The 20479-nt window shown below is 73.2% G+C and carries 17 protein-coding genes; 7 read left to right on the forward strand and 10 right to left on the reverse strand.

The features are described from left to right. Positions 1 to 8: 8 nt before the first annotated feature. Positions 9 to 416 carry a hypothetical protein gene (locus tag ACZ58N_RS25685; RefSeq protein WP_471164201.1) on the forward strand — a complete coding sequence of 136 codons (408 nt, stop codon included), beginning with the start codon at positions 9 to 11 and terminating at the stop codon, positions 414 to 416. A gap of 29 nt (positions 417 to 445) precedes the next feature. Here the strand turns inward: ACZ58N_RS25685 and ACZ58N_RS25690 are convergent, their stop codons facing one another. The 5 genes from ACZ58N_RS25690 to ACZ58N_RS25710 all read right to left on the reverse strand — a co-directional run bounded on the left by ACZ58N_RS25690 (position 446) and on the right by ACZ58N_RS25710 (position 8093). Continuing rightward, entirely contained in the window at positions 446 to 2227 is a 1782-nt protein-coding gene (locus ACZ58N_RS25690) for a hypothetical protein (RefSeq protein WP_471164204.1), read from the reverse strand. Positions 2228 to 2264: 37 nt separating this feature from the next. After that, entirely contained in the window at positions 2265 to 3491 is a 1227-nt protein-coding gene (gene metX / locus ACZ58N_RS25695; protein ID WP_471164398.1) for a homoserine O-acetyltransferase MetX, read from the reverse strand. Next, positions 3488 to 4849, reverse strand: coding sequence for a bifunctional o-acetylhomoserine/o-acetylserine sulfhydrylase (locus ACZ58N_RS25700; RefSeq protein ID WP_471164207.1), 1362 nt, complete (start codon positions 4847 to 4849; stop codon positions 3488 to 3490). The genes metX and ACZ58N_RS25700 overlap by 4 nt, the downstream gene beginning before the upstream one ends. A 465-nt stretch (positions 4850 to 5314) precedes the next feature. Next, on the reverse strand, positions 5315 to 6760 hold the full coding sequence (locus ACZ58N_RS25705; protein ID WP_471164210.1) for a basic amino acid/polyamine antiporter: 1446 nt from the start codon (positions 6758 to 6760) through the stop codon (positions 5315 to 5317). 82 nt (positions 6761 to 6842) lie between these two features. Next, a complete protein-coding gene (locus ACZ58N_RS25710) occupies positions 6843 to 8093 on the reverse strand; it encodes an arginine deiminase (RefSeq protein ID WP_471164212.1) in 1251 nt (416 codons plus the stop codon). Positions 8094 to 8333: 240 nt separating this feature from the next. On the opposite strand from ACZ58N_RS25710, the gene ACZ58N_RS25715 reads away from it, so the two are divergent. Genes ACZ58N_RS25715 through ACZ58N_RS25725 form a run of 3 tightly spaced genes read left to right on the forward strand, consistent with a single transcriptional unit; the run spans position 8334 to position 11994 of the window. After that, on the forward strand, positions 8334 to 8906 hold the full coding sequence (locus ACZ58N_RS25715) for a 2Fe-2S iron-sulfur cluster-binding protein (protein WP_471164215.1): 573 nt from the start codon (positions 8334 to 8336) through the stop codon (positions 8904 to 8906). Then, positions 8903 to 11011 (forward strand): xanthine dehydrogenase family protein molybdopterin-binding subunit, encoded by a 2109-nt coding sequence (locus ACZ58N_RS25720; RefSeq protein ID WP_471164217.1) that lies wholly within the window; start codon positions 8903 to 8905, stop codon positions 11009 to 11011. The genes ACZ58N_RS25715 and ACZ58N_RS25720 overlap by 4 nt, the downstream gene beginning before the upstream one ends. Beyond that, positions 11008 to 11994 carry an FAD binding domain-containing protein gene (locus ACZ58N_RS25725; protein WP_471164219.1) on the forward strand — a complete coding sequence of 329 codons (987 nt, stop codon included), beginning with the start codon at positions 11008 to 11010 and terminating at the stop codon, positions 11992 to 11994. The genes ACZ58N_RS25720 and ACZ58N_RS25725 overlap by 4 nt, the downstream gene beginning before the upstream one ends. A 40-nt stretch (positions 11995 to 12034) precedes the next feature. Here ACZ58N_RS25725 and ACZ58N_RS25730 read toward each other — a convergent pair whose 3' ends face one another. Beyond that, positions 12035 to 13567 carry an MFS transporter gene (locus ACZ58N_RS25730; RefSeq protein WP_471164222.1) on the reverse strand — a complete coding sequence of 511 codons (1533 nt, stop codon included), beginning with the start codon at positions 13565 to 13567 and terminating at the stop codon, positions 12035 to 12037. 257 nt (positions 13568 to 13824) lie between these two features. Here ACZ58N_RS25730 and ACZ58N_RS25735 point away from each other — a divergent pair, with 257 nt between their 5' ends. After that, on the forward strand, positions 13825 to 15258 hold the full coding sequence (locus tag ACZ58N_RS25735; protein ID WP_471164225.1) for an alpha/beta hydrolase family protein: 1434 nt from the start codon (positions 13825 to 13827) through the stop codon (positions 15256 to 15258). A gap of 25 nt (positions 15259 to 15283) precedes the next feature. Here the strand turns inward: ACZ58N_RS25735 and ACZ58N_RS25740 are convergent, their stop codons facing one another. After that, the gene (locus tag ACZ58N_RS25740; RefSeq protein WP_471164228.1) at positions 15284 to 16699 is read right to left on the reverse strand and encodes a glycosyltransferase 87 family protein; all 1416 of its coding nucleotides are present in this window, start codon (positions 16697 to 16699) and stop codon (positions 15284 to 15286) included. Positions 16700 to 16813: 114 nt separating this feature from the next. Here ACZ58N_RS25740 and ACZ58N_RS25745 point away from each other — a divergent pair, with 114 nt between their 5' ends. After that, positions 16814 to 17956: a molybdopterin-dependent oxidoreductase gene (locus tag ACZ58N_RS25745; RefSeq protein WP_471164231.1), complete on the forward strand. Its 1143-nt coding sequence runs from the start codon at positions 16814 to 16816 to the stop codon at positions 17954 to 17956. Beyond that, the gene (locus ACZ58N_RS25750) at positions 17956 to 18366 is read left to right on the forward strand and encodes a hypothetical protein (protein WP_471164233.1); all 411 of its coding nucleotides are present in this window, start codon (positions 17956 to 17958) and stop codon (positions 18364 to 18366) included. Before ACZ58N_RS25745 ends, ACZ58N_RS25750 begins: the two co-directional genes overlap by 1 nt. A 100-nt stretch (positions 18367 to 18466) precedes the next feature. Here ACZ58N_RS25750 and ACZ58N_RS25755 read toward each other — a convergent pair whose 3' ends face one another. Genes ACZ58N_RS25755 through ACZ58N_RS25765 form a run of 3 tightly spaced genes read right to left on the reverse strand, consistent with a single transcriptional unit; the run spans position 18467 to position 20456 of the window. Beyond that, on the reverse strand, positions 18467 to 19126 hold the full coding sequence (locus tag ACZ58N_RS25755; protein ID WP_471164235.1) for a class I SAM-dependent methyltransferase: 660 nt from the start codon (positions 19124 to 19126) through the stop codon (positions 18467 to 18469). Continuing rightward, complete coding sequence (locus ACZ58N_RS25760; RefSeq protein WP_471164238.1) at positions 19123 to 19743, reverse strand: TIGR04282 family arsenosugar biosynthesis glycosyltransferase; 621 nt, start codon at positions 19741 to 19743, stop codon at positions 19123 to 19125. The genes ACZ58N_RS25755 and ACZ58N_RS25760 overlap by 4 nt, the downstream gene beginning before the upstream one ends. Beyond that, positions 19740 to 20456 carry a glycosyltransferase family 2 protein gene (locus ACZ58N_RS25765; protein ID WP_471164240.1) on the reverse strand — a complete coding sequence of 239 codons (717 nt, stop codon included), beginning with the start codon at positions 20454 to 20456 and terminating at the stop codon, positions 19740 to 19742. The genes ACZ58N_RS25760 and ACZ58N_RS25765 overlap by 4 nt, the downstream gene beginning before the upstream one ends. Between the last annotated feature and the right edge of the window lie 23 nt (positions 20457 to 20479).

Genomic DNA, 20479 nt, shown 5'->3' on the forward strand with positions numbered 1-20479 from the left:
CTGGGGTCATGCGAAACGGAATGCGGAAGCCGGTACGTGAACTGCTCGTGGCCCTGCTGCTCGTCGTGGTGGCGGCCGGGCTGTGGGCCGCGTGGCTGGGCTGGGACCAGGAACGGGACGTGCACCCGGACGGTTCCACGACCGGCCCCTACCAGGCGTGGCAGGTCATCGGGCTCGTGCTGACCCTGCTGGTCCCCGTGTACTGGGCGGCGTCCCGCCGGTACGTCACGGCGGCCGTGCTCGGCACGAGCCTCGGCCTGGCCGGGGCCGCCTTCCACGACTGGTCGGACGACGGCAGCGGGCTCTTCGTGATCGGTGTCGGGATGATCCTGATCGGCAGCCTGGTCGTGACCGGTGGGCTCGCGCTCCTGATCGCCTCGCGGAACAAGGAGACCGGTCCGCGCCGCCTGCCCTGAGAACGCCCGGACCTCGGGCTCCGATCCCGTCAGCCCATCGCGGCCATCGCGGTGTGCGCGCCTCGCAACAGGAGCTCGTCGACCAGGATGCTGCCGCCGTAGCGGCGCTCGGAGGCGATGACCGCGGTGAGCGCCGGGACGGACGCCGCGGCCGGCCGACCGATCGCGCCGAGCAGGTAGACGGCCCGCAGCAGGAGCGGATCGGCCGCGTGCTCCGACAGCCGCCCCAGTTCGGGGAGCAGGGTCTCCACCGCGGTGTCCGCGTCACCCGTCAGACGCCACCACGCCCCGGCGGCGCCGACCCGGGTCCACCCGCCGAGGCTGCCGAGCAGGGGCGCGAGGGCGTCGGAGCAGTGGGCCGCCGACGGCCCCAGGTCGGCGAGGTGGGACAGCACCACCCGGCCGCGCCCGCTCCGGAGCGCCACGCCGATCACGTCGACCGCGAGCCGCGGATCACCCGTGATCCGCCAGTGGGCCCAGGCCGCGGTCTGGGCGCCGTGCCAGCGCCGGGGCTCGCGGTACCCGTGGTGGCGCGGTGGGCGCAGGTCGCCCCGAGCGAGGTCGCGCAGCAGGCCAGCCGCCCTGCCCGCCGCGGGACCGATGCCGCCGAGAACCTCGGCCGCCGACCTCGCGTGCGGAGTGTCGAGCAGCCCCATCAGCTCCTCGGTGGCCGGTGCGCCGGCGGTACCCCAACCGGCGAGGATCCGCAGGGCCTCCTCCGGGCGACCGCCCGCGAGCCGTACGCGCAGCGCGGGCAGCATCTCCGGGGCCCACCCCACGGGTAGGGAACCGACGCCCAGCCACGCATCGTGGGACCGCCCCAGGATGAGGGGCAGGGCCCGCGGATCACCCGCCCCGATGAGGGCCGTCATGACGTTCCCGGAGGTGGTCCCCTGCCGCCGGGCGAACGGGAGCAGCACATCGGTGTAGGGGGAGATCCGGGTGCCCGCGCCGGCGATGATCCCGCCTGCCGCGCCGGCCACGAGGACGTCGTCGGCGGCCAGTCCCGCGAGGACGGTCTCCCAGGTACCGGTCGGAGGCATGCGGTCGGTGCGCAGCAGCTCGCCGGCCCGTTCGACGGCTGCTCTTCGAGGAGCGGACCGCCCCGGGCCGAAGCGCCGTGCGGCGGTCTCCTGCGGGCGGGCCGCCCGGTCCACCGTCTGCTGCGCGGTGCGGGCGGCGAGCCGCACGTGCGGATCCGGATGGCTCAGCCAGGAGTCCCACCGGTCCGGGGGAGCCGTCGTGCCGACCGCGGCCAGGACCTCGCCGGCGGCGAGGAGGTGGCAGCCCAGTACGTAGGGGTCGCCCTCCACGTCGACCTGTCGCCACAGGGCGTCGAGCGTCGCCCGATCGGCCGCCCGTACGTGTTCCACGGCGCCGGCGGCGGCCGCGCGGACCTCGGGGCAGTCGTCGGAGAGGAGGGCCGCGGCGGCACGCTGTCCATCGACCAGGACGGCCTTCAGACGGCCGTCCACGCGGAGCGACCCCGAGCGGAGGGCGTCGGCGGTCCGGATGACCACGTCGAGCACGTCGATCCGACGCCGTCGATCGAGTTCGGGAAGCATGAGGAGCAACACCGAGAGCAGCGGGCGCAGGGTGCTCTGCCTCCGCCACCCGCGCAGGTGCGGCTCCAGGCCGTCCCACGAAACCCGCCGGCTCCCGGGCGTGAGCAGGCCGCGGAGCAGCCCGGGTATCTCCTCGTGCCCCTCGGGCACACCCTCCAGGACGTGCCAGGGCTCCACGTCCGCCGCCCCGCCCGCGCCCGCCGCCGTGGCGCCCCGCTCGTTCCGCCGACGCCACCACCGGCTCACCTGTTGATCACGCGGGGCAGCGTACCGGCGCCCGGGCTCATCCGTACGACGCACGCGTGGAGTTCCGGAGCGCCCGGGCACCCCGGGGCTCCGGGCCGTCGTCCAGGAGCTCCCGCACCAGCGCCGCGACCTGTTCCGTCTCGATGAGGAACCCGTCGTGGCCGAACGGTGAGGAGATCACCCGGACCCCGTCCGCCGAGGGGATCCCCGCGGCCAACTCCTCCTGCTGCGACAGCGGGTAGAGCCGGTCGGAGTCCACCCCCGCGACCAGCGTCCGTGCCCCGACCCGGCCGAGGGCGGCGCGCGTGCCGCCCCGGCCCCGGCCCACGTCGTGGGCGTTCATCGCCTCGCACAGCACGACGTAGCTGGCCGCGTCGAAGCGCCGGACCAGCTTGGCCGCCTGGTGGTCGAGGTACGACTCGACCCGGTAACGGCCGCCGAGCCGCGGCACCTCCCCGTCCTGCGGGCGGTGGCCGAACCGGGCTTCGAGCTCCGCGGCACCGCGGTAGGTGGTGTGGGCGATGCGGCGGGCGATGCCGAGACCGGTGTGCGGGCCGTGCCCCGGTCCGGCGTCGTGGTAGTCGCCGCCCCGCCAGTGGGGGTCGGCGCGGATCGCGTGGAGCTGCGCGGAGTTCCACGCGATCTGGTCGGCGCTCGCCGCCGGGGGACAGGCGAGCAGCAGCAACGCCGCCACCCGCCGCGGAAACGACACCGACCACTCCAGGGCGCGCATCCCGCCCATGGACCCGCCGATCACCAGCGCCCACCGGTCGATCCCCAGTGCGTCGGCGAGGGCGGTCTCGGCGATCACCTGGTCGCGCTGGGTCAGCCGGGGGAACGAGGCCGCCCAGCGGCGCCCGTCGGGACGGAGCGAGGCGGGCCCGGTGCTGCCCTGACAGCCCCCGAGGACGTTCGGGGCGACGACGAACCAGCGGTCGGTGTCGAGGGCCAGACCCGGCCCGACCAGCGCGTCCCACCAACCGTGCGTGGGATGACCGGGCCCGGCCGGACCGGCGACGTGACTGTCACCGGTGAGCGCGTGCAGCACGAGGACCGCGTTCGAGGCGTCGGGGTCGAGCCGCCCCCACGTCTCGAACGCCAGGGCCACGCCCGGCAGCAGACCGCCGCCCTCCAACCGCAGGTCACCTTCCCGGTGGTGCCAGCGTCGCCGACCCGCCGGGTCCCCCTCCCGCCACGCGCCGGTGGCCGGAGGGGGGCCCGGGGGAGTTCCCGCCCCTGGCGGGGGCGACCCGTCGGGGTTCAGGACGCCGCCTTCGCCGCCCGGAAGCCGGCCTCCAGGTCGGCCTTGAGGTCGGCGAGGTTCTCGATGCCGACGGAGAGGCGCACCAACCCGGGGGAGGTTCCGGTGGCCGCGAGCTGCGCCTCGTCGAGCTGGCTGTGGGTGGTGGAAGCGGGGTGGATGATGAGGCTGCGCACGTCCCCGATGTTGGCGAGGTGACTGAACAGCTCGACGGCGTCCACGAAGCGCTTGCCCGCCTCGGCTCCGCCCTCCAGCTCGAAGGCGAGCACGGCTCCGGCGCCGCGCGGCAGGTAGCGGCGTCCGGCCTCGTACCAGCGGTTGGAGGGCAGGCCGGGATAGTGCACGGCCGAGACCTCGTCACGCCCCTCCAGCCACTCCGCCAGCGCCTGCGCGTTGGACGTGTGGCGCTCCAGGCGCAGGCTCAGCGTCTCCACCCCCTGGAGGAGGAGGAAGGCGGAGTGCGGCGCGATGGCCGGACCGAGGTCGCGCAGCAGCTGCACGCGCAGTTTGATCGCGTACGCGCCCGGTCCGAGCGCCGGCCAGTACCGCAGGCCGTGATAGCTGGGGTCCGGCTCGCTGAAGTCGGGGAAACGTTCGGCGTGGGCGCCGAAGTCGAAGGTTCCGGCGTCGACGACGACACCGCCGATGGTCGTGCCGTGACCGCCGAGGAACTTCGTCGCCGAGTGGACGACGACATCGGCGCCGTGCTCGATGGGACGCAGGAGGAACGGGGTGGGCACCGTGTTGTCGACGACCAGCGGGAGCCCTGCCCCGTGCGCCACGTCGGCGACGGCGCGGACGTCCAGCACGTTGCCGCGCGGATTGCCGAGGGTCTCCGCGAACAGGGCCTTCGTCCCGGGCCGGATGGCGGCCCGCCAGGCGTCGAGGTCGTCCGGGTCGTCGACGAAGGACACCTCGATGCCGAACCTCGGCAGGGTGTGCCGGAACAGGTTGTACGTGCCTCCGTAGAGGGAGGCGCTGGAGACGATGTGGTCGCCCGCGCCGGCGACGTTCAGGACGGCCAGTGCCTCGGCCGCCTGGCCCGAGGAGAGGGCGACCGCGGCGACTCCCCCTTCGAGCGCGGCGATCCGCTGCTCGAACACGTCCTGGGTGGGGTTGTGGATGCGGGTGTAGATGTTCCCGGGTTCGGCGAGGGAGAAGAGGTCGGCCGCGTGCTGGGTGTCGCGGAAGACGAACGAGGTCGTCTGGTAGATCGGGACCGCCCGCGCGCCGGTCGTCGGGTCGGGTGCGGCCCCCGCGTGCAGTTGCTTCGTCTCGAACGACCAGGCCGAGGTGTCGGGGCCGCCCGCCTCGTCCTGGGGCGTGTGGCCTGCGGTGACGGCGTCGATCGGCTGGCTCATGCTTCTCCTTGGTACGCGTACGGTGCCCGGCGGGGCGGGGCGGGGCAGGGCAGGGCAGGGCGGGGCAGGGCGGCGCCGATGGTCGGCGGTGGCACGACAGGGGAGCCCGACGCACGGGGCTCCGGGGGAGCCCGTACCCACGGGGCTACTACGGCGGGGGAGGGGTCACCGAGCGGCAGCGCGCCGCGGGCCCGGCCCACGAAGGGGCCGCGACGGTGGCACGGTGCACGGGAATCGGGAGCAAGGGCGACCTCGGTCGCGGCGCCGCGTCAGAGGGCGGCGGGACAGGCCGTGGTCGTGACACGCACGTAGTCAACGTGGCGACGGGTCACGAGTACGGTGCTCATGCCCCCAGGTAACCACAGTCGGAGGGCACGCACCAGCGCCTCGGGAAACCCGGGACCGGACAACCGCCGACCCACCGCGCGTGGTTGGACCGGGAGGCCGGGCAGGCGCCTGCAGGACTCAGAGCTCGATCCATCCCGTGGCCAGGGCCACGATCCCCGTGATGGCGCCGACCACGGAGACCACGAGGATGACCACCTCGCGCCGGGAGAACAGCCTGCGACCCTGCTCGCGCCGGGCCATCACGAACAGGACGGTCGCGGGCGCGTACAGGATGAAGGAGATCAGCACGAACTTCGGGCCCGCCGCGTAGATCAGGAAGGCGGTGTAGAGCGTGGCCAGTACGGACACCACGAGTTCGCGCCGACGGCTCCCACCGGTCGCGTCCGCGGGGGCGAGGGCCACCTTCACGGCGAAGGCCGCGGCGAGGAGGAAGGGGATGAGCGAGAGGGAGCTCGTCAGGTCGAGGGCGAAGTTGAAGGCGTCGTCGGAGAACAGGGTGACGACCAGCACGATCTGCGACAGCAGGGTCGTCATGACGAGCGCCGGCACCGGCACGTCCTGGGCGGTGGCGCGGGCGAGGAAGCGCGGCATGTCCTTGTCCTTGGCGGCCACGAACAGCACCTCGGCCGCCATCAACGTCCAGGCCAGGTAGGCCCCCAGGACGGAGACGATGAGCCCGATGCTGATCAGCACCTTGCCCCAGGTGCCGACGGCGGCCTCCAGCACGCCGGCCATGGAGGGCTGACGGAGTTCGGCGATCTCGCTCATCGGCAGGATCCCGTAGGAGACGACCGTGACGGACGCGAACACGGCGAACACGCTGAGGAAGCCGAGGATGGTGGCCCGCCCGACGTCCTCGCGGCGCTCCGCGTGCCGCGAGTACACGCTCGCACCCTCCACCCCGAGGAAGACGAAGACGGTGGCCAGCATCGTGCCCCGTACCTGGTCGAAGAGGGACCCGGCGTAGTCGGCGCCCGCGAAGTTGTCGGCGAACACGCCGGGGTCGAGACAGAACAGCGCCAGCAGGATGAAGACGATGATGGGGACGAGTTTGGCGACGGTGACGATCCTGTTGATCGCCGCGGCCTCCTTCACGCCCCGCCGGATGAAGGAGAAGAACAGCCACAACCCGACGGACGACAGGACGGCCGCCAGAACGGTGTCGCCGTCCCCGAGGGCCGGAACGACGGCTCCGATCGTGGACATGATCAGGACCCAGTACGTCACGTTGCCGACGCAGGCGCTCGCCCAGTACCCGAAGGCCGAGAAGAACCCCAGGTACTCGCCGAACCCGGCCTTGGCGTAGGCGTAGACCCCCGCGTCGAGCTCCGGCCTGCGCACGGCGAGGGTCTGGAAGACGAAGGCGAGCATCAGCATGCCCGTGCCCGCGACCGCCCACGAGATGAGGGCGCCGGCCACGCCCGTCTCCTGGGCGAAACGGCGCGGCAGGGAGAAGACACCCGCGCCGACCATGGACCCCACCACCAGGGCCGTGAGGGTGAGGAGGGGGAGTTTGGCCGCGGGCGCGGAGCCCGGTGACGCGGTCGCTTCTGCCTGGGACATGGGGTTCCTCGACGGCGCTCGGGAATGGTCGGCTGGGTGCGGCGGTCCGGGGAGGGCGGGGCGGCCCCGGGCCGCCGAGGCGTCAGAAGGTGACGGGTTCCCTGATGAGCGGGCACGTCATGCAGTGGCCGCCGCCGCGGCCCCTGCCCAGTTCGGCGCCGACGATGGTGATGACCTCGACCCCGGCCTTGCGCAGCAACGTGTTGGTCTGGGTGTTGCGGTCGTAGGTGAAGACGACGCCCGGTTCCAGGGCCACCGCGTTGTTGCCGCTGTCCCACTGTTGCCGTTCGGAGGCGTACACGTCGCCACCGGTCTCGATGACCCGCAGGGAGGGCAGCCCCAGGCCCGCCGCCACGACCTCGACGAAGGTCCGCGAGCCCTCGTCGGTCACGTGCACCCCGGACGGTGAGTCGCCGGGGCGGAGCGTGAAGGTGTGGACCGAGTCCATGATCTTCGGGTAGAGCGTGACGATGTCCCGGTCGGCGAAGGTGAACACGGTGTCCAGGTGCATCGCCGCCCGCAGCTTGGGCATCCCGGCCACGATGACCTGCTCGGCCGCCCCGTTGCGGAACAGGGACTCGGCCACCTGGGTGACGGCCTGCCGGGACGTGCGCTCGCTCATGCCCATCAGGACCACACCGTTGCCGACGGGCATGATGTCCCCGCCTTCGAACGTGGCCTGCCCCCAACCCTGTTCGGGATCGCCCCACCACACGGTGGCGTCCTTGAAGTCGGGGTGGAACGTGTAGACGGCCTTCATGAGCAGCGTCTCGTCGTGACGTGCCGGCCAGTACAGGGGGTTGAGGGTCAGTCCGCCGTACAGCCAGCAGGTGGTGTCCCTCGTGTACAGGGTGTTGGGCAGCGGCGGCATCAGGTACTCGCGCACACCGGTGGACTCCCGGGCCAGCGCGACGTACGGCGTCCGGAAGTCGTCGGGCAGGTCCGTCGTGGCGAGCCCGCCGATGAGGAACTCGGCCAACTGCGCCGCGGTGAGCGACTCCAGGAAGCCGCGGGTGCTGTCGATGAGCCCGAGGCCGACCTCGTTGGGCACGATCTTGCGGTCCAGCAACCAGTCCCGGGCGCCCGGGACCGCCATCGTCTCGGCGAGGAGCTCGTGGAGCTCGACCACCTCCACCCCGCGCCCGCGGAGCTTGTTGACGAAGTCGGCGTGGTCCCGCTGGGCGTTCTCCACCCACATCACGTCGTCGAAGAGCAGATCGTCCGCATTGCTCGGGGTCAGCCTCCGGTGGGCCAGACCGGGCGCGCACACGAGCACCTTGTGCAACCTTCCGACCTCGGAATGCACGCCCAGGACGCCCGCCGCAGAGTTCATGACTCTTCCTTGCCCGTAGCCGAATGTACGGGCACCTTCGCACGCAGTGGCCGACCGTGGCTCTGCGGCAGGGAATGTCCCGCGACGATGAACGCTCATGGAGTAAGGCGTCCCCGTCCTGCGGCCCCGTCGCCCGTAAGGCGGAAGATCCAGTGGGGGCGTAGCGTGGAGCCGCGGGAACACGAGGGTCCGCCCGCGGACGCGAGCGGGGCCGCAGCGCTGGAACGGGGGTCGTTCCTCATGGTGGGAGCCCGATCGCCCGGGGTCGCCGAGGACGCTCCGGCCGTCCACGAGGCCGAGGACGTCCAGGTGGTCCTCGTTGACGTCGCGCTCAACGTCAACGGTGAGGATCGCCGCCCGACGGTCGACACCAGGTCCTCCCTCCTGGACGTCCTGCGGGACGACCTCGGGTTGACCGGAGCCAAGGCCGGCTGCGATCGGGGCCACTGCGGTTGCTGCACCGTTCTGGTGAACGGTCGACGCGTGTACAGCTGCCTGACCCTCGCCGTGGCGTGCGGCGACGCGCGCGTCGTGACCGTGGAGGGCCTCGGTGGGGCGGACCTCCACCCGTTGCAGGAGGCGTTCATCACCCGCGACGCCTTCCAGTGCGGCTTCTGCACCCCCGGCCAACTGTGCTCCGCGATCGGGATGCTCGACGAGGCCGCCCGCGGATGGCCCAGTTCCGTGACCGGTCGGCCCGGCTCGGAGCGGCCCCTGTCGCCGCCGGAGATCCGTGAGCGGATGAGCGGGAACCTGTGCCGCTGCGGCGCCTACCAGAACATCGTCGCGGCGATCACGGACGTGGCGCCGTGACGCGCGCGTCCATCGGCACGCCCACTCCTCGACGGGAGGCCCGGGAGAAGGTCACGGGCCGGGCCCGCTACACCGGCGACGTGGCGCTGCCGCACCTGGCGCACGTCGCCGTGATCCCGGCGGAGATCGTCCACGGGCGGGTCACCGCCGTCCACCCGGAGGGCGCCCTCGCCCTACCCGGCGTGCTGGCCGTGCTGCACGCGGCCAACTGCCCCCGCCTGAACTGCGGTACGGGCTGCGCCGACCTCGCCGTCCTCCAGTCCCGATCGGTCGTCCACCGGGGCCAGTTCGTCGCCGCGGTCGTCGCCGAATCACCCCGGATCGCCCACGAGGCGGCGCACGCGGTGCGGGTCGACTACGCCCCCGGACCGTACCGCCTGAGCGCGGACGCCCCGGGCGACGGATTCCACCGGCCGCCGGACCACGGCCCCTTCTTCCCCACCGACTGCTCGCACGGCGACGTGGAGTCGGCCCTGTCGCACGCACCGGTACGCATCGACGCCACCTACACCACTCCCCCCTACCACCACCACGCCCTCGAACCGCACGGGAGCGTCGCGTACTGGCACGACGACGCGCTGACCGTCTTCGACACCACACAGGGGCCCTCGGGCACGCGCGACATCCTCGCGCGTCTCTTCGGGATCAGCCCCGACCAGGTGCGTGTCATCGCCCGTCACGTGGGGGGAGGCTTCGGTTCGAAGGCCGCGCCCAGAGCCCATCTCGTCCTCGCCGCCGTGGCGGCACTCGCCGTCGGCAGGCCGGTCAGGACCGCCCTCACCCGGGAGCAGCTCAGCGTCGTCGCCGGGTACCGGCCGTCGACCGTACAGCGCGTCCGCCTCGGGGCGGAGGCGGACGGGCGACTCCTGGCCGTGTCACACGTGTCGTTCGAGCAGACGTCCCTGACGAGCGACCACTGCGAGTACCCGGCCGCACCCACCCGCACCATGTACGCGGCGCCGAACCGCGAGACCAGGCACTGGCGGACGAGGCTGAACGTTCCGTCGCCGACCTGGATGAGGGCGCCGGGAGAATGCCCGGGGATGTTCGCGCTGGAGTCCGCCATGGACGAACTCGCCGTCGCGTGCTCCGTCGACCCGGTCGAGCTGCGCCTGCGCAACGACACCGCGCGGGATCCGCACAGCGGCCGGCCCTTCAGTACCCGCAACCTCGCCGCCTGCCTGCGTCTGGGTGCGGAGCGGTTCGGCTGGGCCGACCGGGAACGCCTGCGCGCGGAACGCGCCGACGGGCGCCGCCTCGTGGGCATGGGGGTCGCCGCGTCGACCATTCCGCAGTACCGGTTCCCCTCCCGGGCGAGCGCGCGCACGGACGGATCCGGCCACTACACCGTGCGCATCGCGGCCGTGGACATCGGTACCGGGGCGCGGACCGTCCTGGCCCAGATCGCCGCCGACACCCTGCGCGTCGACGTCGAACGGGTCACGGTGCAGGTCGGCGACAGCGCCTACCCGGCGGCCAGCTGGGCCGGGCGGTCGAGCGGGACGACGTCGTGGGGGACAGCGGTGGTGCGGGCCTGCGAGGAGCTGCGCACCGCCGTCGGACGGTGCGGGGGCCTCGTGCCCGACGGCGGCCTCGAAGCCGTCGCCGACACGCTCGACGAACTCGCCACCCCGCGCACCCACTCCCAGCACGCGTTCGGGGCACAGTTCGCCGAGGTGACCGTGGACACGTCGACCAGGGAGATCCGGGTGCCGCGCATGCTCGGCGTCTTCGCCGTCGGGCGCGTCATCAATCCCGTCACGGTGCGTTCGCAGTTGGTCGGTGGCATGGTCATGGGCCTCTCCATGGCGCTGTGCGAGGTGGGCGTCATCGACAGGACGCACGGGCACTTCCACAGCCGCGACCTGGCCTCCTACCACGTGGCGACCTTCGCCGACGCTCCCGCGATCGAGGCGATCTGCATCGACGAGGAGGACCTCCACACCAGTCCGATGGGCTCCAAGGGCGTCGGCGAGATCGGCATCGTCGGGACGGCGGCGGCCATCGCCAACGCCGTCCACCACGCCACCGGTCACCGGATCCGTGGCCTGCCGCTCGACGTGGGCGCCCTGATGGCGGCGGGAGCACCGGGAAACAGGACATGAGACCGTTCCGCTACGAGCGCCCCTCCACCGTGCGGGAGGCCGTCGCGCTGGTCGAGGGTGATCCCGGGGCCGTGTACGTCGCCGGCGGCACGAACCTCTTCGACCACCTCAAGCTGGGCATCGCCCGACCACACCTGCTGGTGGACGTCACCGGCCTCGCCCTGGACGGCGTCGAAGCGCTCTCCGGAGGCGGTTTGCGCATCGGGGCCACCGTCCGCAACGCCGACCTCGCCGCCCATCCCGGGATACGCGAACGCTACCCGGTCGTCTCACAGGCGCTCCTGGCCGGCGCCTCACCGCAGTTGCGCAACATGGCCACTCTGGCGGGGAACCTGATGCAGCGCACGCGGTGCCCGTACTTCCTGAACGTGGAGACCGCGTGCAACAAGAGGGAACCCGGAACCGGCTGCGCGGCCGCGCAGGGCCACGCCGAGCACAACGCGGTGCTGGGCGCCTCGCGCAGCTGTGCGGCCGTGCACCCCTCCGACCTTGCCGTGGCGCTGTGCGCCGTGGACGCCACGGTGTGCGTACTGGGTCGATCGGGCATCCGCCGCCTTCCGGTGACCGGCCTGTACCGGTTGCCCGGCAACCACCCGGAGCGGGACACCGTGCTCGGGCACGGAGAGCTGATCACGGCGGTCGAGCTGCCGGCGCTGCCGATGGCGGCCCGCTCCCGCTACCGCAAGGTCGGTGACCGGGCCTCCTTCACCTTCGCTCTGGCCTCGGTCGCCGTGGCGGTGGATCTCGACGGGCACACGATCAAGGACGCGCGCGTCGTCCTCGGCGGACTGGCGCCCCGACCGTGGCGCGCGACGCGCGCGGAAGCCGTCCTGCGGGGCGCCCCGGCCGACGCGGACCGGTTCGCGGCGGCCGCGGCCGAGGAACTCTCCGCCGCCCGCACGGTCCCCGCCAACGCGTACCGGGTTCCGCTGGCGCACGACACGCTGGTGGCCACCCTCCGCGACCTGTGCGCGCAGGAGTGAACGGGCCCGACCGGGCACCGCCGTCGACGTGTGCGTCCCCTCACCCGGGAGCGTCGGGGGCCCGGCGCGGCTCGGCGAACCTGCGGGGCAGGAAGGTCACCGCGACAGCCGCGGCGAACAGCACCGCCGCACCCACGAGGAACGCGGTCGACACGGCGGCGGTGACCGCGCCCCTGAGCATCGGCAGCACGTCGGCGGGAATCCCGGTGGGCAGGGGGGAACCGTGCCGTGCCGCCGCGACCGCCTTCCCGATGGACCGTTCGATCCGGTCGAAGCGGTCGGAGGGCAGCCCGCCGTCCCGCTGCAGGATCCGGTGGAGTCGCGAACTCTGCAGGTGCGCCACGACGGCGCCCATGACCGCGAGGCCCAGCGCCGCGCTGATCTCCCGGCCGGTCTGGATGACCCCCGCCGCGTAGCCGCGCATGCGTGGGGTGGTGCCGCCCAGCGCGGTGGTCCAGGCCGGGCTGACACAGAGCCCCATGCCGATGCCCATCGCGCAGAACGAGGCCATCAGCCAGCCGTACTCCTGCCGGTGCAGGGCGACCGCCGCGGACAACAGGGCCGCCACGCACAGACCCATGCCGATGCCGAGGGGAACGCGCGGTCCCCGACGATCGCAGAGCCGTCCGCCGAGGGGCGCGAACACGACCGTGGGGAGGGTGAGCGGCAACACGGCGACACCGGCCTCGAAGGCGGACAGGCCCGCGACGTCCTGGAGCCAGATGACCCCGAACACCGCGAATCCCACGAAGGCGAAGCGCACCGTGGAGATGACGGCGGTTCCCACCGCGAATTCCCTGTGGGCGAACAATTCGAAAGGGATGAGCGGATCGGCGATCCGGCGTTCGCGTACGACCAGGAGCGTCATCAGAACGGCCGAGGTGGCGAGCAGCGAGACGACGGCGACCGAGGACCATCCCCAGTACCGCGCCTGCATGAGGGCCAGGACCAGGCACACCAGACCGCCGATCAGCAGGGGTGCGCCCGCCCAGTCGACCCGCTCGCGCCGTGGCGGCTCGTCCGTGAGCAGGAGGCGGGTGAGGGCCACCGCGGCGATGCCGATGGGCGGGTTGACGAAGAAGATCGCACGCCAGGAGAACGCCGACGTCAGCACGCCCCCGATCAGCGGAGCCGCCCCGTAGCAAAGGGTGGAGACGCTGGACGAGATGCCCATGGCCTGGCCCCGGTCCCGGGGCCCGAACTCCTTGAAGATCAGCACCTGGGAGGCGGGCCGCAGGAGCGCGGCGCCGACGCCCTGGACCGCGCGCGCGGCGATGAGCCAGGCCTCCGACTGGGCCGTCCCCGCGGCGATCGAGGCGACGACGAACAGCAGCGTGCCGAAGCGGAAGGCGCGCTCGTGCCCCAGGACGTCGCCGACGCGTCCACCGATCACGCTCATGGCGGCGAAACCGAGCAGGTACGCACTGATGATCCACTGGAGTCCGGTGGAGGAGGCGTCCAGGCTCCGTTGGATGGACGGGAGGGCGACCAGCACCACCAGGGCATCGATGGCGATCATCGACGACGCGCAGGCCATCACGCCCAGGACCCACCACGGGTGACGCCCGCTCATGAACCGCTGCCGCCGTTTCACATGGTCCCTTTCGGTGGATCCCGAGCGGCGGATCCCGCGAACCGGGCGGGAATGCGGCTCGCGTCGACGGGCAGCAAAAAATATCAGGACGGGGACGGTTCCCGTCCCGCGGACACGAGCCCCCGGGACCTGCTGTCGACGCACCGTTCCGGTGATCGGGTCGGGCGCGAACCCGGTACCCCGTTCGGAGCAGGGTGAGAGGTGGTCGGCCCGGGCCGGGACTACGTTCGGTTGGTATGACGTCCATATCAGGCGACCGGGAAACCGGTCCCACCCGCCGTGCCCTGTTCCTTGCCGGCGCGGGAGCGGCGCTCGCCGCGGGCTGCGCCCCCGCGGGCACGTCCGGCGCGTCCGCGCCCGTCCTGCGCGCCACCCCGTCGCCGAGTGCGAGTGCGAGTGCGAGCGCGTCCGCTTCCGCCGCCGGGGCCGACATCACCCCCGGGGTCATGACGCTGTTCAAGGACCCCGGGTACAACTTCAACGGCCTCCTCGCGCTCGGTGGCTCCGGCGCCGGTTCCGCCGAGGTCGGCGAGGTCCTCACCGCGGTGAACAAGATCAACGGGGCCGGCCTTTCCGCGCAGACGTACGTCGAGACCTTCCGTACGCTCGGCGACCAGCTCCTGCAGGCGCCACCGGGCGCGCCGGCCGACGACCAGACCAAGCGGTTCCGTGCCCTGCGCGCCGCCCAGTACTACGGCCAGGCATTGTTCTTCGTCCTCGGTTCCGACGACCCGGGCAGCGAGCAGCAGCTGTACCAATCGGGGCGCGACGCCTGGGACACCTTCTGCGACCTGTGCGAACCCGCCCCGGTGAAGGCCGCCGTCCCGTACGGCACGACGCCCATGCCGGTGTGGTTCTTCCGCCCCGACACCTCGAACACCCCCCGTCCGACCGTGATCCTCACCAACGGCAGCGACGGCCAGAACGTCGACATGTGGACCTACGGCGTCCCCGCCGCACTCGAACGCGGTTGGAACGCGCTCGTCTACGACGGTCCGGGGCAGGGACAACTGCTCTTCGTCGACCAGGTGGTGTTCACCCCCACCTGGGAGAAGGTGGTCAGCCCCCTCATCGACTGGTTGTCCGCGCGCCCCGACGTGGACACCGACAGGATCGCCCTGACCGGTCTGAGCATGGCCGGGGACCTCGCCCCGCGGGCCGCCGCCTTCGAGAACCGGATCGCCGCACTGGTGGCGATGCCGGGCTGCGTCGAGCCGTGGCTGGGCTTCCCGCCCGAGATCCGGCAGATCCTCACACCCGACAAGGAGGAGACGAACAACATCTGGAACAAGGAGGTCGTCCCCGAACTCCCTCCGGACGCGGCCGCCATCATGAAGAAGCGGTTCGAACCGTTCTCCATCCCGGCGATGCTCGACGCCCGCAAGGGCAAACTGTTCACCGACTTCTACACGCCCGCCACCCGCATCCAGGCGCTGACGATCACCTCCGTCGTCAGCCGGATCAAGGCACCCACCCTGGTGCTGGACTACGACGGCGAGCAGTTCTACCCGGGCCAGCCGCGGCAGTTGTACGACAAGCTCACCTCACCGAAGGACTACGTGAAGCTGACCGCGGCCCAGGGCGCCCAGCTCCACTGCTCTCCCATGGCCCCGCAACTCCACTGCGAGGTCGTCTTCGACTGGCTCCAGGAGACGATGTCGGGCAGTTGACCGCCCACGGACCGGCCGCGTGCCCTCAGGCAGGTCCGCCCCCACGGCTCCCACGCGCGTCCCCGGCGGACGCGCGGCGCGCGCCGCGTCGGCGCAGCGCGGTGACGGCCACGACGAGCACGACCGCCGCGCCGTACGCGGTGTTGCTCACCGTCGCCCCGTGGCCGAACTCCGGCGCGAGGACGTAGACGGCGGCGCCCGCGAACGCGATGCCCAGCCACTCCCAGCGCCCGTCCAACGCCACCAGGGCGACCAACAGCAGGGCGTACCAGCAGTAGCCGGGGGTCAACAGCGCGAACGCCCAGCCGGTGACGAGCAGGGCCCCGCTCCACGGCCGGCGCGGGTCCCCGCGCCGCATCACGTACAGGCAGACGCCGGCCAGGGTCGCCACGAGCACGGGCAACGCCCAGGCGTCGGGCAGGACCAGGCGCAGCAGCGAGTAGCGGGAACCGGACCCGGGGTCCTCGTAGCCCTCCTCCGCCACGTAGCCGCCCAGGTAGCCGAACACCGAACCGTGCGAGAGGAGGACGTACGGCAGGTAGGCCGCCGCCGTGAACACGGCGGCGGGGAGCAGCACCGCAGCGGCGTCCCGGACGCGACGCACCCCCGACAGGGCGCCCGGCAGGACGACGGCGGGCATCAACTTGGTGGCCACGGCCGCACCGAGGACCAGGCTCCCGCCGGCCCGCCGGCCGAGTCCCCGGCCGGCGACGAGACCGAGACCGACCACCGCGAGCAGCGTTCCCAGGACGTCCACGTGCGCGTTGTTGACGGCCTCGACGGGCACCGCCGGACACCAGGCCCAGTACGCGGCGTCGCGAAGGTCACGACCGCGCCGGCGCAGGATCAGCAGGACGGCCCCCGTCACCCCGACGGAGATCAGGGCGCCGCCGATCTGGAGCGGCTTGTACCGGGAGCCCTCGGGCGCGAACCGGTCGACCGCCAGGAAGTAGACCTCGGCGACGGGCGGGTAGATGGTGTGGACGGCGGGCCTGTTGATCCGGGTGCAGTGCGGCTCCCCACCGGTGTGGGGGACGGGTGCCAGGTCGGGGTCCGAACAGACCGGCCCGGTGGGGAACAACCAGGGGTCCCGCAGCCGGGCGAGCGCCGGATCCTGCGGGGCGTGGTCGTACGGGGAGATCCCGGCGGACTGGACGCGACCGTCCCACGCGTAGCGGTACGAATCGGTGCTGGTGCGGGGCGCAGCCACCGGACCGGTCAGGGTGACGGCGAGCGCCCCGACGACGAGCAGGGGCGCGACGTGCCCGGCCGGTACCCGGCGCAGCGCGAGGAGCGCGAGCACGAACAGGCCCCAACAGACCGCGTACCACCACAACAGACCGACCGGATCCGTGAAGTGCCCGTCGTACCGCAGGGTGAGGACGAGGGCCGTGACGAGGGCCGCGAGGACGGCGGAGGCGAGGACGGTGCGCGGGTTCACCTGCCCAAGCGTTCCAGCAAGCCTCCCTCCCCGGGCCCGCGACGCCCGCGACGTCCGCGTTCCGTAAGGTGTCGCGGCACCCCGCGGACCGCCCCGCGGGGGTGTGATGGTCACATGCGCTTCACGTTGCCCCCCGGACCACCGATCACCTTCAAGGCACGGCTGCACGACGCCCGTACCGCGACGGCCATCGGCCGGTGGCTCGCCCTGACCTTCGCCGTCTGCTTCGCGACGGGCCTGCTGAGCCACTTCCTCCAGCACCCGCCGGGATGGGCGGTCGACCTGCTGCCGAGCCGCCCGTCCTGGGGATACCGGCTGACGCAGGGGCTCCACGTGGCCTCGGGCATCGCGGCGATCCCCTTGCTCCTGGCGAAACTGTGGGCGGTCTATCCGCGCCTGTTCGTCCGGCCGCCGGTGCGCTCCGTCCTGCACGGGCTGGAGCGACTGTCGGTCGCGGTGCTCGTCGGGGCCGCCCTGTTCGAGCTCTTCACCGGGCTGCTGAACACCTTCCAGTGGTACCCGTGGCCGTTCGACTTCGTACCGACCCACTTCGCGGTCGCCTGGATCGTCATGGGTTCCCTGCTGCTGCACATCGCGGTGCAGTGGCCCGCGATCCGGGACCACTTCACCCTCCGCTCGCCCGGCACCCTGGCCCTGCCCGAGACCGACGGACCCGACCGGCGCCGACTCCTCACCGGGATCGCCGCCGCGGTGGGCGCGGTCACCCTCACGACCGTCGGGCAGTCCGTCACACCGCTCGGCCGCCTCGACCTGTTCGCCCCGCGCAGCCCCGCCCACGGCGTCCAGGGACTGCCGGTGAACCGGACGGCCGCCGCCGCACGCGTCACCCGGGCCTCCCTTGCCGGTTGGCGGCTCACCGTCGACGGCCCCCGCCCGTTCACCCTGACCCCGGAGGAACTGCGCGCCCTGCCCCAGCACGAGGTGACCCTGCCCATCGCCTGCGTCGAAGGGTGGAGCAAGTCCGCCCTGTGGACCGGCGTACGGGTCCGCGACCTGCTGGAACTCGCCGGTGGCAGCCCGTCCTCGCGGGTTCGGGTGGTGTCCCTGGAGGAGGCCGGGGCCTACCGGGTGATGGACATGGGCCGGCTCTACGCACAGGACCCGCTCACCCTGCTCGCACTGCGCCTGAACGGGGAGGTGCTGTCGCTCGACCACGGCTATCCGGCGCGCATCATCGCCCCGAACCGCCCCGGCGTGCTCCAGACCAAATGGGTCGGCCGACTGGAGGTGCGGTGATGCGGATCCGGTACCTGCTGGGAGCCGTCGGACTGGCGCTGATCGGCTGGGGCTGCCTGCTGCTGGGCCGGCAACCACAGCCGTGGCGGGTCCTGGTGTGGCTCGGGGGAGCCGTCGTCGTGCACGACGGCCTGGTGGCCCCCTTCGTGATCGTGGTCGCCGCCCTGATCGCCGCGGTCGGACTGCGGATGCGCCCGGTCCCGCGCGCCGCCCTGATCGTGGCCGGCTCGCTCACCGCCGTCGCCCTGCCCCCGCTGCTGCGTCCCGGCGCCGCGGCGAACCCGACGGTGCTGCCCCTGGACTACCTGCGCAACTGGTTGCTCACCATGGCGGCGATCGCCGTGCTCACCCTCGGGTACGAGGGCACCCGAGCGGTCCTGCGCCGGGCCCGCCGCCGCCGCACAGGTTGAGGACGGAGCCGGCGCGGGGCACACGCACCGGACGGGGCCGGCCCGCCCGGCACCCACGGCGCGCGGATCCACCGCCCGCCGTGGGTGCCCGCCCGGCCGCTCAGCGACGCAGGTGCACGAAGTGCCGGCCTGCCGCCTGCCAGCTCACCGACGGAGTCCAGCCCGCGGCCTCGGCCTCCGCGCACAGGGCGCGGGCGCCGAGCAGAGCCCACCGGAACGGCGTTCCGTGCCCGCCGGCCCCGTCCTCCAGGTGCACCTCGACGCGTTCGTCCACGTCGGTGGACGCCACCTCGACCAGCAGGGACCCCTCGGGCGCCGCCAGCGCGACGGCACGGCGGAGCAGCCGCCCGGGGTCACCACCGATGCCGATGTTGCCGTCGATGAGCAGCACCGTGCCCCAGCGCCCCTCGCTCGGCAGCGGGTCGAAGACCGAACGGCACAGGGCGCTGCCACCCGCGCGCACCGTCCGCGAAACCGCCTCCGGCGTCACGTCCACACCCAGCGCCGGGCGCCCCCGCCGGGCGAGCGCGGCGACGAGCCGGCCCGGACCGCAGCCGACGTCCAGTACGGACCCGGTGCAGCGGGCCAACACCGTGTCGTCGGCCTCGTCCGCGTCCGCGCACCAGCGCTCGACCTCCAACGGGAGGAGCCGGCCGTCCCGACGCCGCAGGTAGAGCGGCCCGCGGCCCGCCCGCAGCGCGTCGCCGTACGGGTCGGCGCGCCGGCTGCGGCCGGCGGGTTCCGTCAGCCGGGCGGTCATCGGGTCACCCCCGACAGCTCGCCGTACAGGCGCGCGAAGCGGGACCCCGGGGCCGTCGCCGCGACCCGCGCCGCATCGGCGGGCGTGTCCACGTCGCACAGCTCGGGCAGGTCCCGTACGGCGAGCCCGGCCCCGGTCAGGCGCCCGCGCTGCACCCGCCCGGTGTCCGGTACCGACATCGGGACCCCGCGCAGCAGCGCCGGATCCGGGGCTGCCAGCCCGAGGGCCCAGAACCCGCCGTCATCCGCCGGCCCGAACCAGGCGTCCGCCGCGGCGAAGTCCAGTCCCTGCCGGAGCTGGTCGGGAGTGACCTGCGGGGTGTCCATGCCGACGAGCAGGGCGGGCCCGTCCGCCGACGCGAAGGCGGCGGCGAGCCGGGCGTCCAACCCGCCCGCGCACTGCGGCACGACCTCGATGCCGGGCGGGAGCCACGCCCCCGGTCGCCCGTCGAGGACCAGGACCCGACGCCGGGCGGGCGTCGCCAGGACCGCCGCCAGGGTGTCCTGCAAGGCGGCACGCGCCAGATCGGCAGCCTCCTCGGGTGTGAAAGTCGTGGTCAGACGGGTCTTGACGCGTCCCGGAACGGGAGCCTTCGCGATGACGAGGAGGGTGCTCACGCGGACACCCCCCGCACCGGCGCGTCGCCGCCGACGGCCGGTTCGGCCAGGACCCGGCGCATGTCGCGCACGGCGTGCCAGGTGCCGCGCCAGGTTCCCGTGACCTTCGAACGTCCGGCGCGCGGCAGGTACGGGACGTCCGTCTCGGCGATCCGCCAGCCCGCGTCGGCGGCCCGTACGACCATCTGGAGCGGGTATCCGCTGCGCCGGTCGGTCAGGTCCAGTCCGAGGAGGGCCTCGCGGCGGGCGACCCGCATCGGGCCGAGGTCGCGCAACCGCAGTCCGGTGCGGCGGCGCAGCATCCGGGCGAGCGCCGCATTGCCGGCGCGGGCGTGCGCCGGCCACGCGCCGGGGCCCTGCGGGCGCCGCCGACCCAGCAGCAGGTCGACCTCTCCGGAAGCGACCCGCGTCGCCATCGCGCCGAGCCGGCCGGGGTCCATGGAGGCGTCGCAGTCGCAGAAGCAGACCAGGTCGGCCCGGGCGGCCAGCAGGCCGGCGTGGCAGGCGGCGCCGAAACCGCGCCGGTCCTCGTGCACGACGGTCGCCCCGAGACCGCGGGCGATGTCCGCGGAACCGTCGGTCGAGCCGTTGTCCACGACGATGGCACGCCATCCGGCCGGCACGCGGGCCAACACCCAGGGGAGCGCCTCCGCCTCGTCGAGGCAGGGCAGTACGAGATCCGCGCGGGGCGGAGCACAAGCAGAAGGAGTCACCCTCCACACCGTAGGAACCGGAC

Source organism: Streptomyces sp. NPDC040432 (assembly GCF_055595445.1).

Bases quoted from the DNA above. Each gene is read 5' to 3' on its own strand.
- ACZ58N_RS25725 (WP_471164219.1), top strand. From the start codon at position 11,008: ATGAGACCGTTCCGCTACGAGCGCCCCTCCACCGTGCGGGAGGCCGTC.
- ACZ58N_RS25700 (WP_471164207.1), bottom strand. From the start codon at position 4,849: ATGAGCCAGCCGATCGACGCCGTCACCGCAGGCCACACGCCCCAGGAC.
- ACZ58N_RS25750 (WP_471164233.1), top strand. From the start codon at position 17,956: ATGCGGATCCGGTACCTGCTGGGAGCCGTCGGACTGGCGCTGATCGGC.
- ACZ58N_RS25710 (WP_471164212.1), bottom strand. From the start codon at position 8,093: ATGAACTCTGCGGCGGGCGTCCTGGGCGTGCATTCCGAGGTCGGAAGG.
- ACZ58N_RS25755 (WP_471164235.1), bottom strand. From the start codon at position 19,126: ATGACCGCCCGGCTGACGGAACCCGCCGGCCGCAGCCGGCGCGCCGAC.
- ACZ58N_RS25735 (WP_471164225.1), top strand. From the start codon at position 13,825: ATGACGTCCATATCAGGCGACCGGGAAACCGGTCCCACCCGCCGTGCC.
- ACZ58N_RS25705 (WP_471164210.1), bottom strand. From the start codon at position 6,760: ATGTCCCAGGCAGAAGCGACCGCGTCACCGGGCTCCGCGCCCGCGGCC.
- ACZ58N_RS25715 (WP_471164215.1), top strand. From the start codon at position 8,334: ATGGTGGGAGCCCGATCGCCCGGGGTCGCCGAGGACGCTCCGGCCGTC.
- ACZ58N_RS25730 (WP_471164222.1), bottom strand. From the start codon at position 13,567: ATGAGCGGGCGTCACCCGTGGTGGGTCCTGGGCGTGATGGCCTGCGCG.
- ACZ58N_RS25745 (WP_471164231.1), top strand. From the start codon at position 16,814: ATGCGCTTCACGTTGCCCCCCGGACCACCGATCACCTTCAAGGCACGG.
- ACZ58N_RS25685 (WP_471164201.1), top strand. From the start codon at position 9: ATGCGAAACGGAATGCGGAAGCCGGTACGTGAACTGCTCGTGGCCCTG.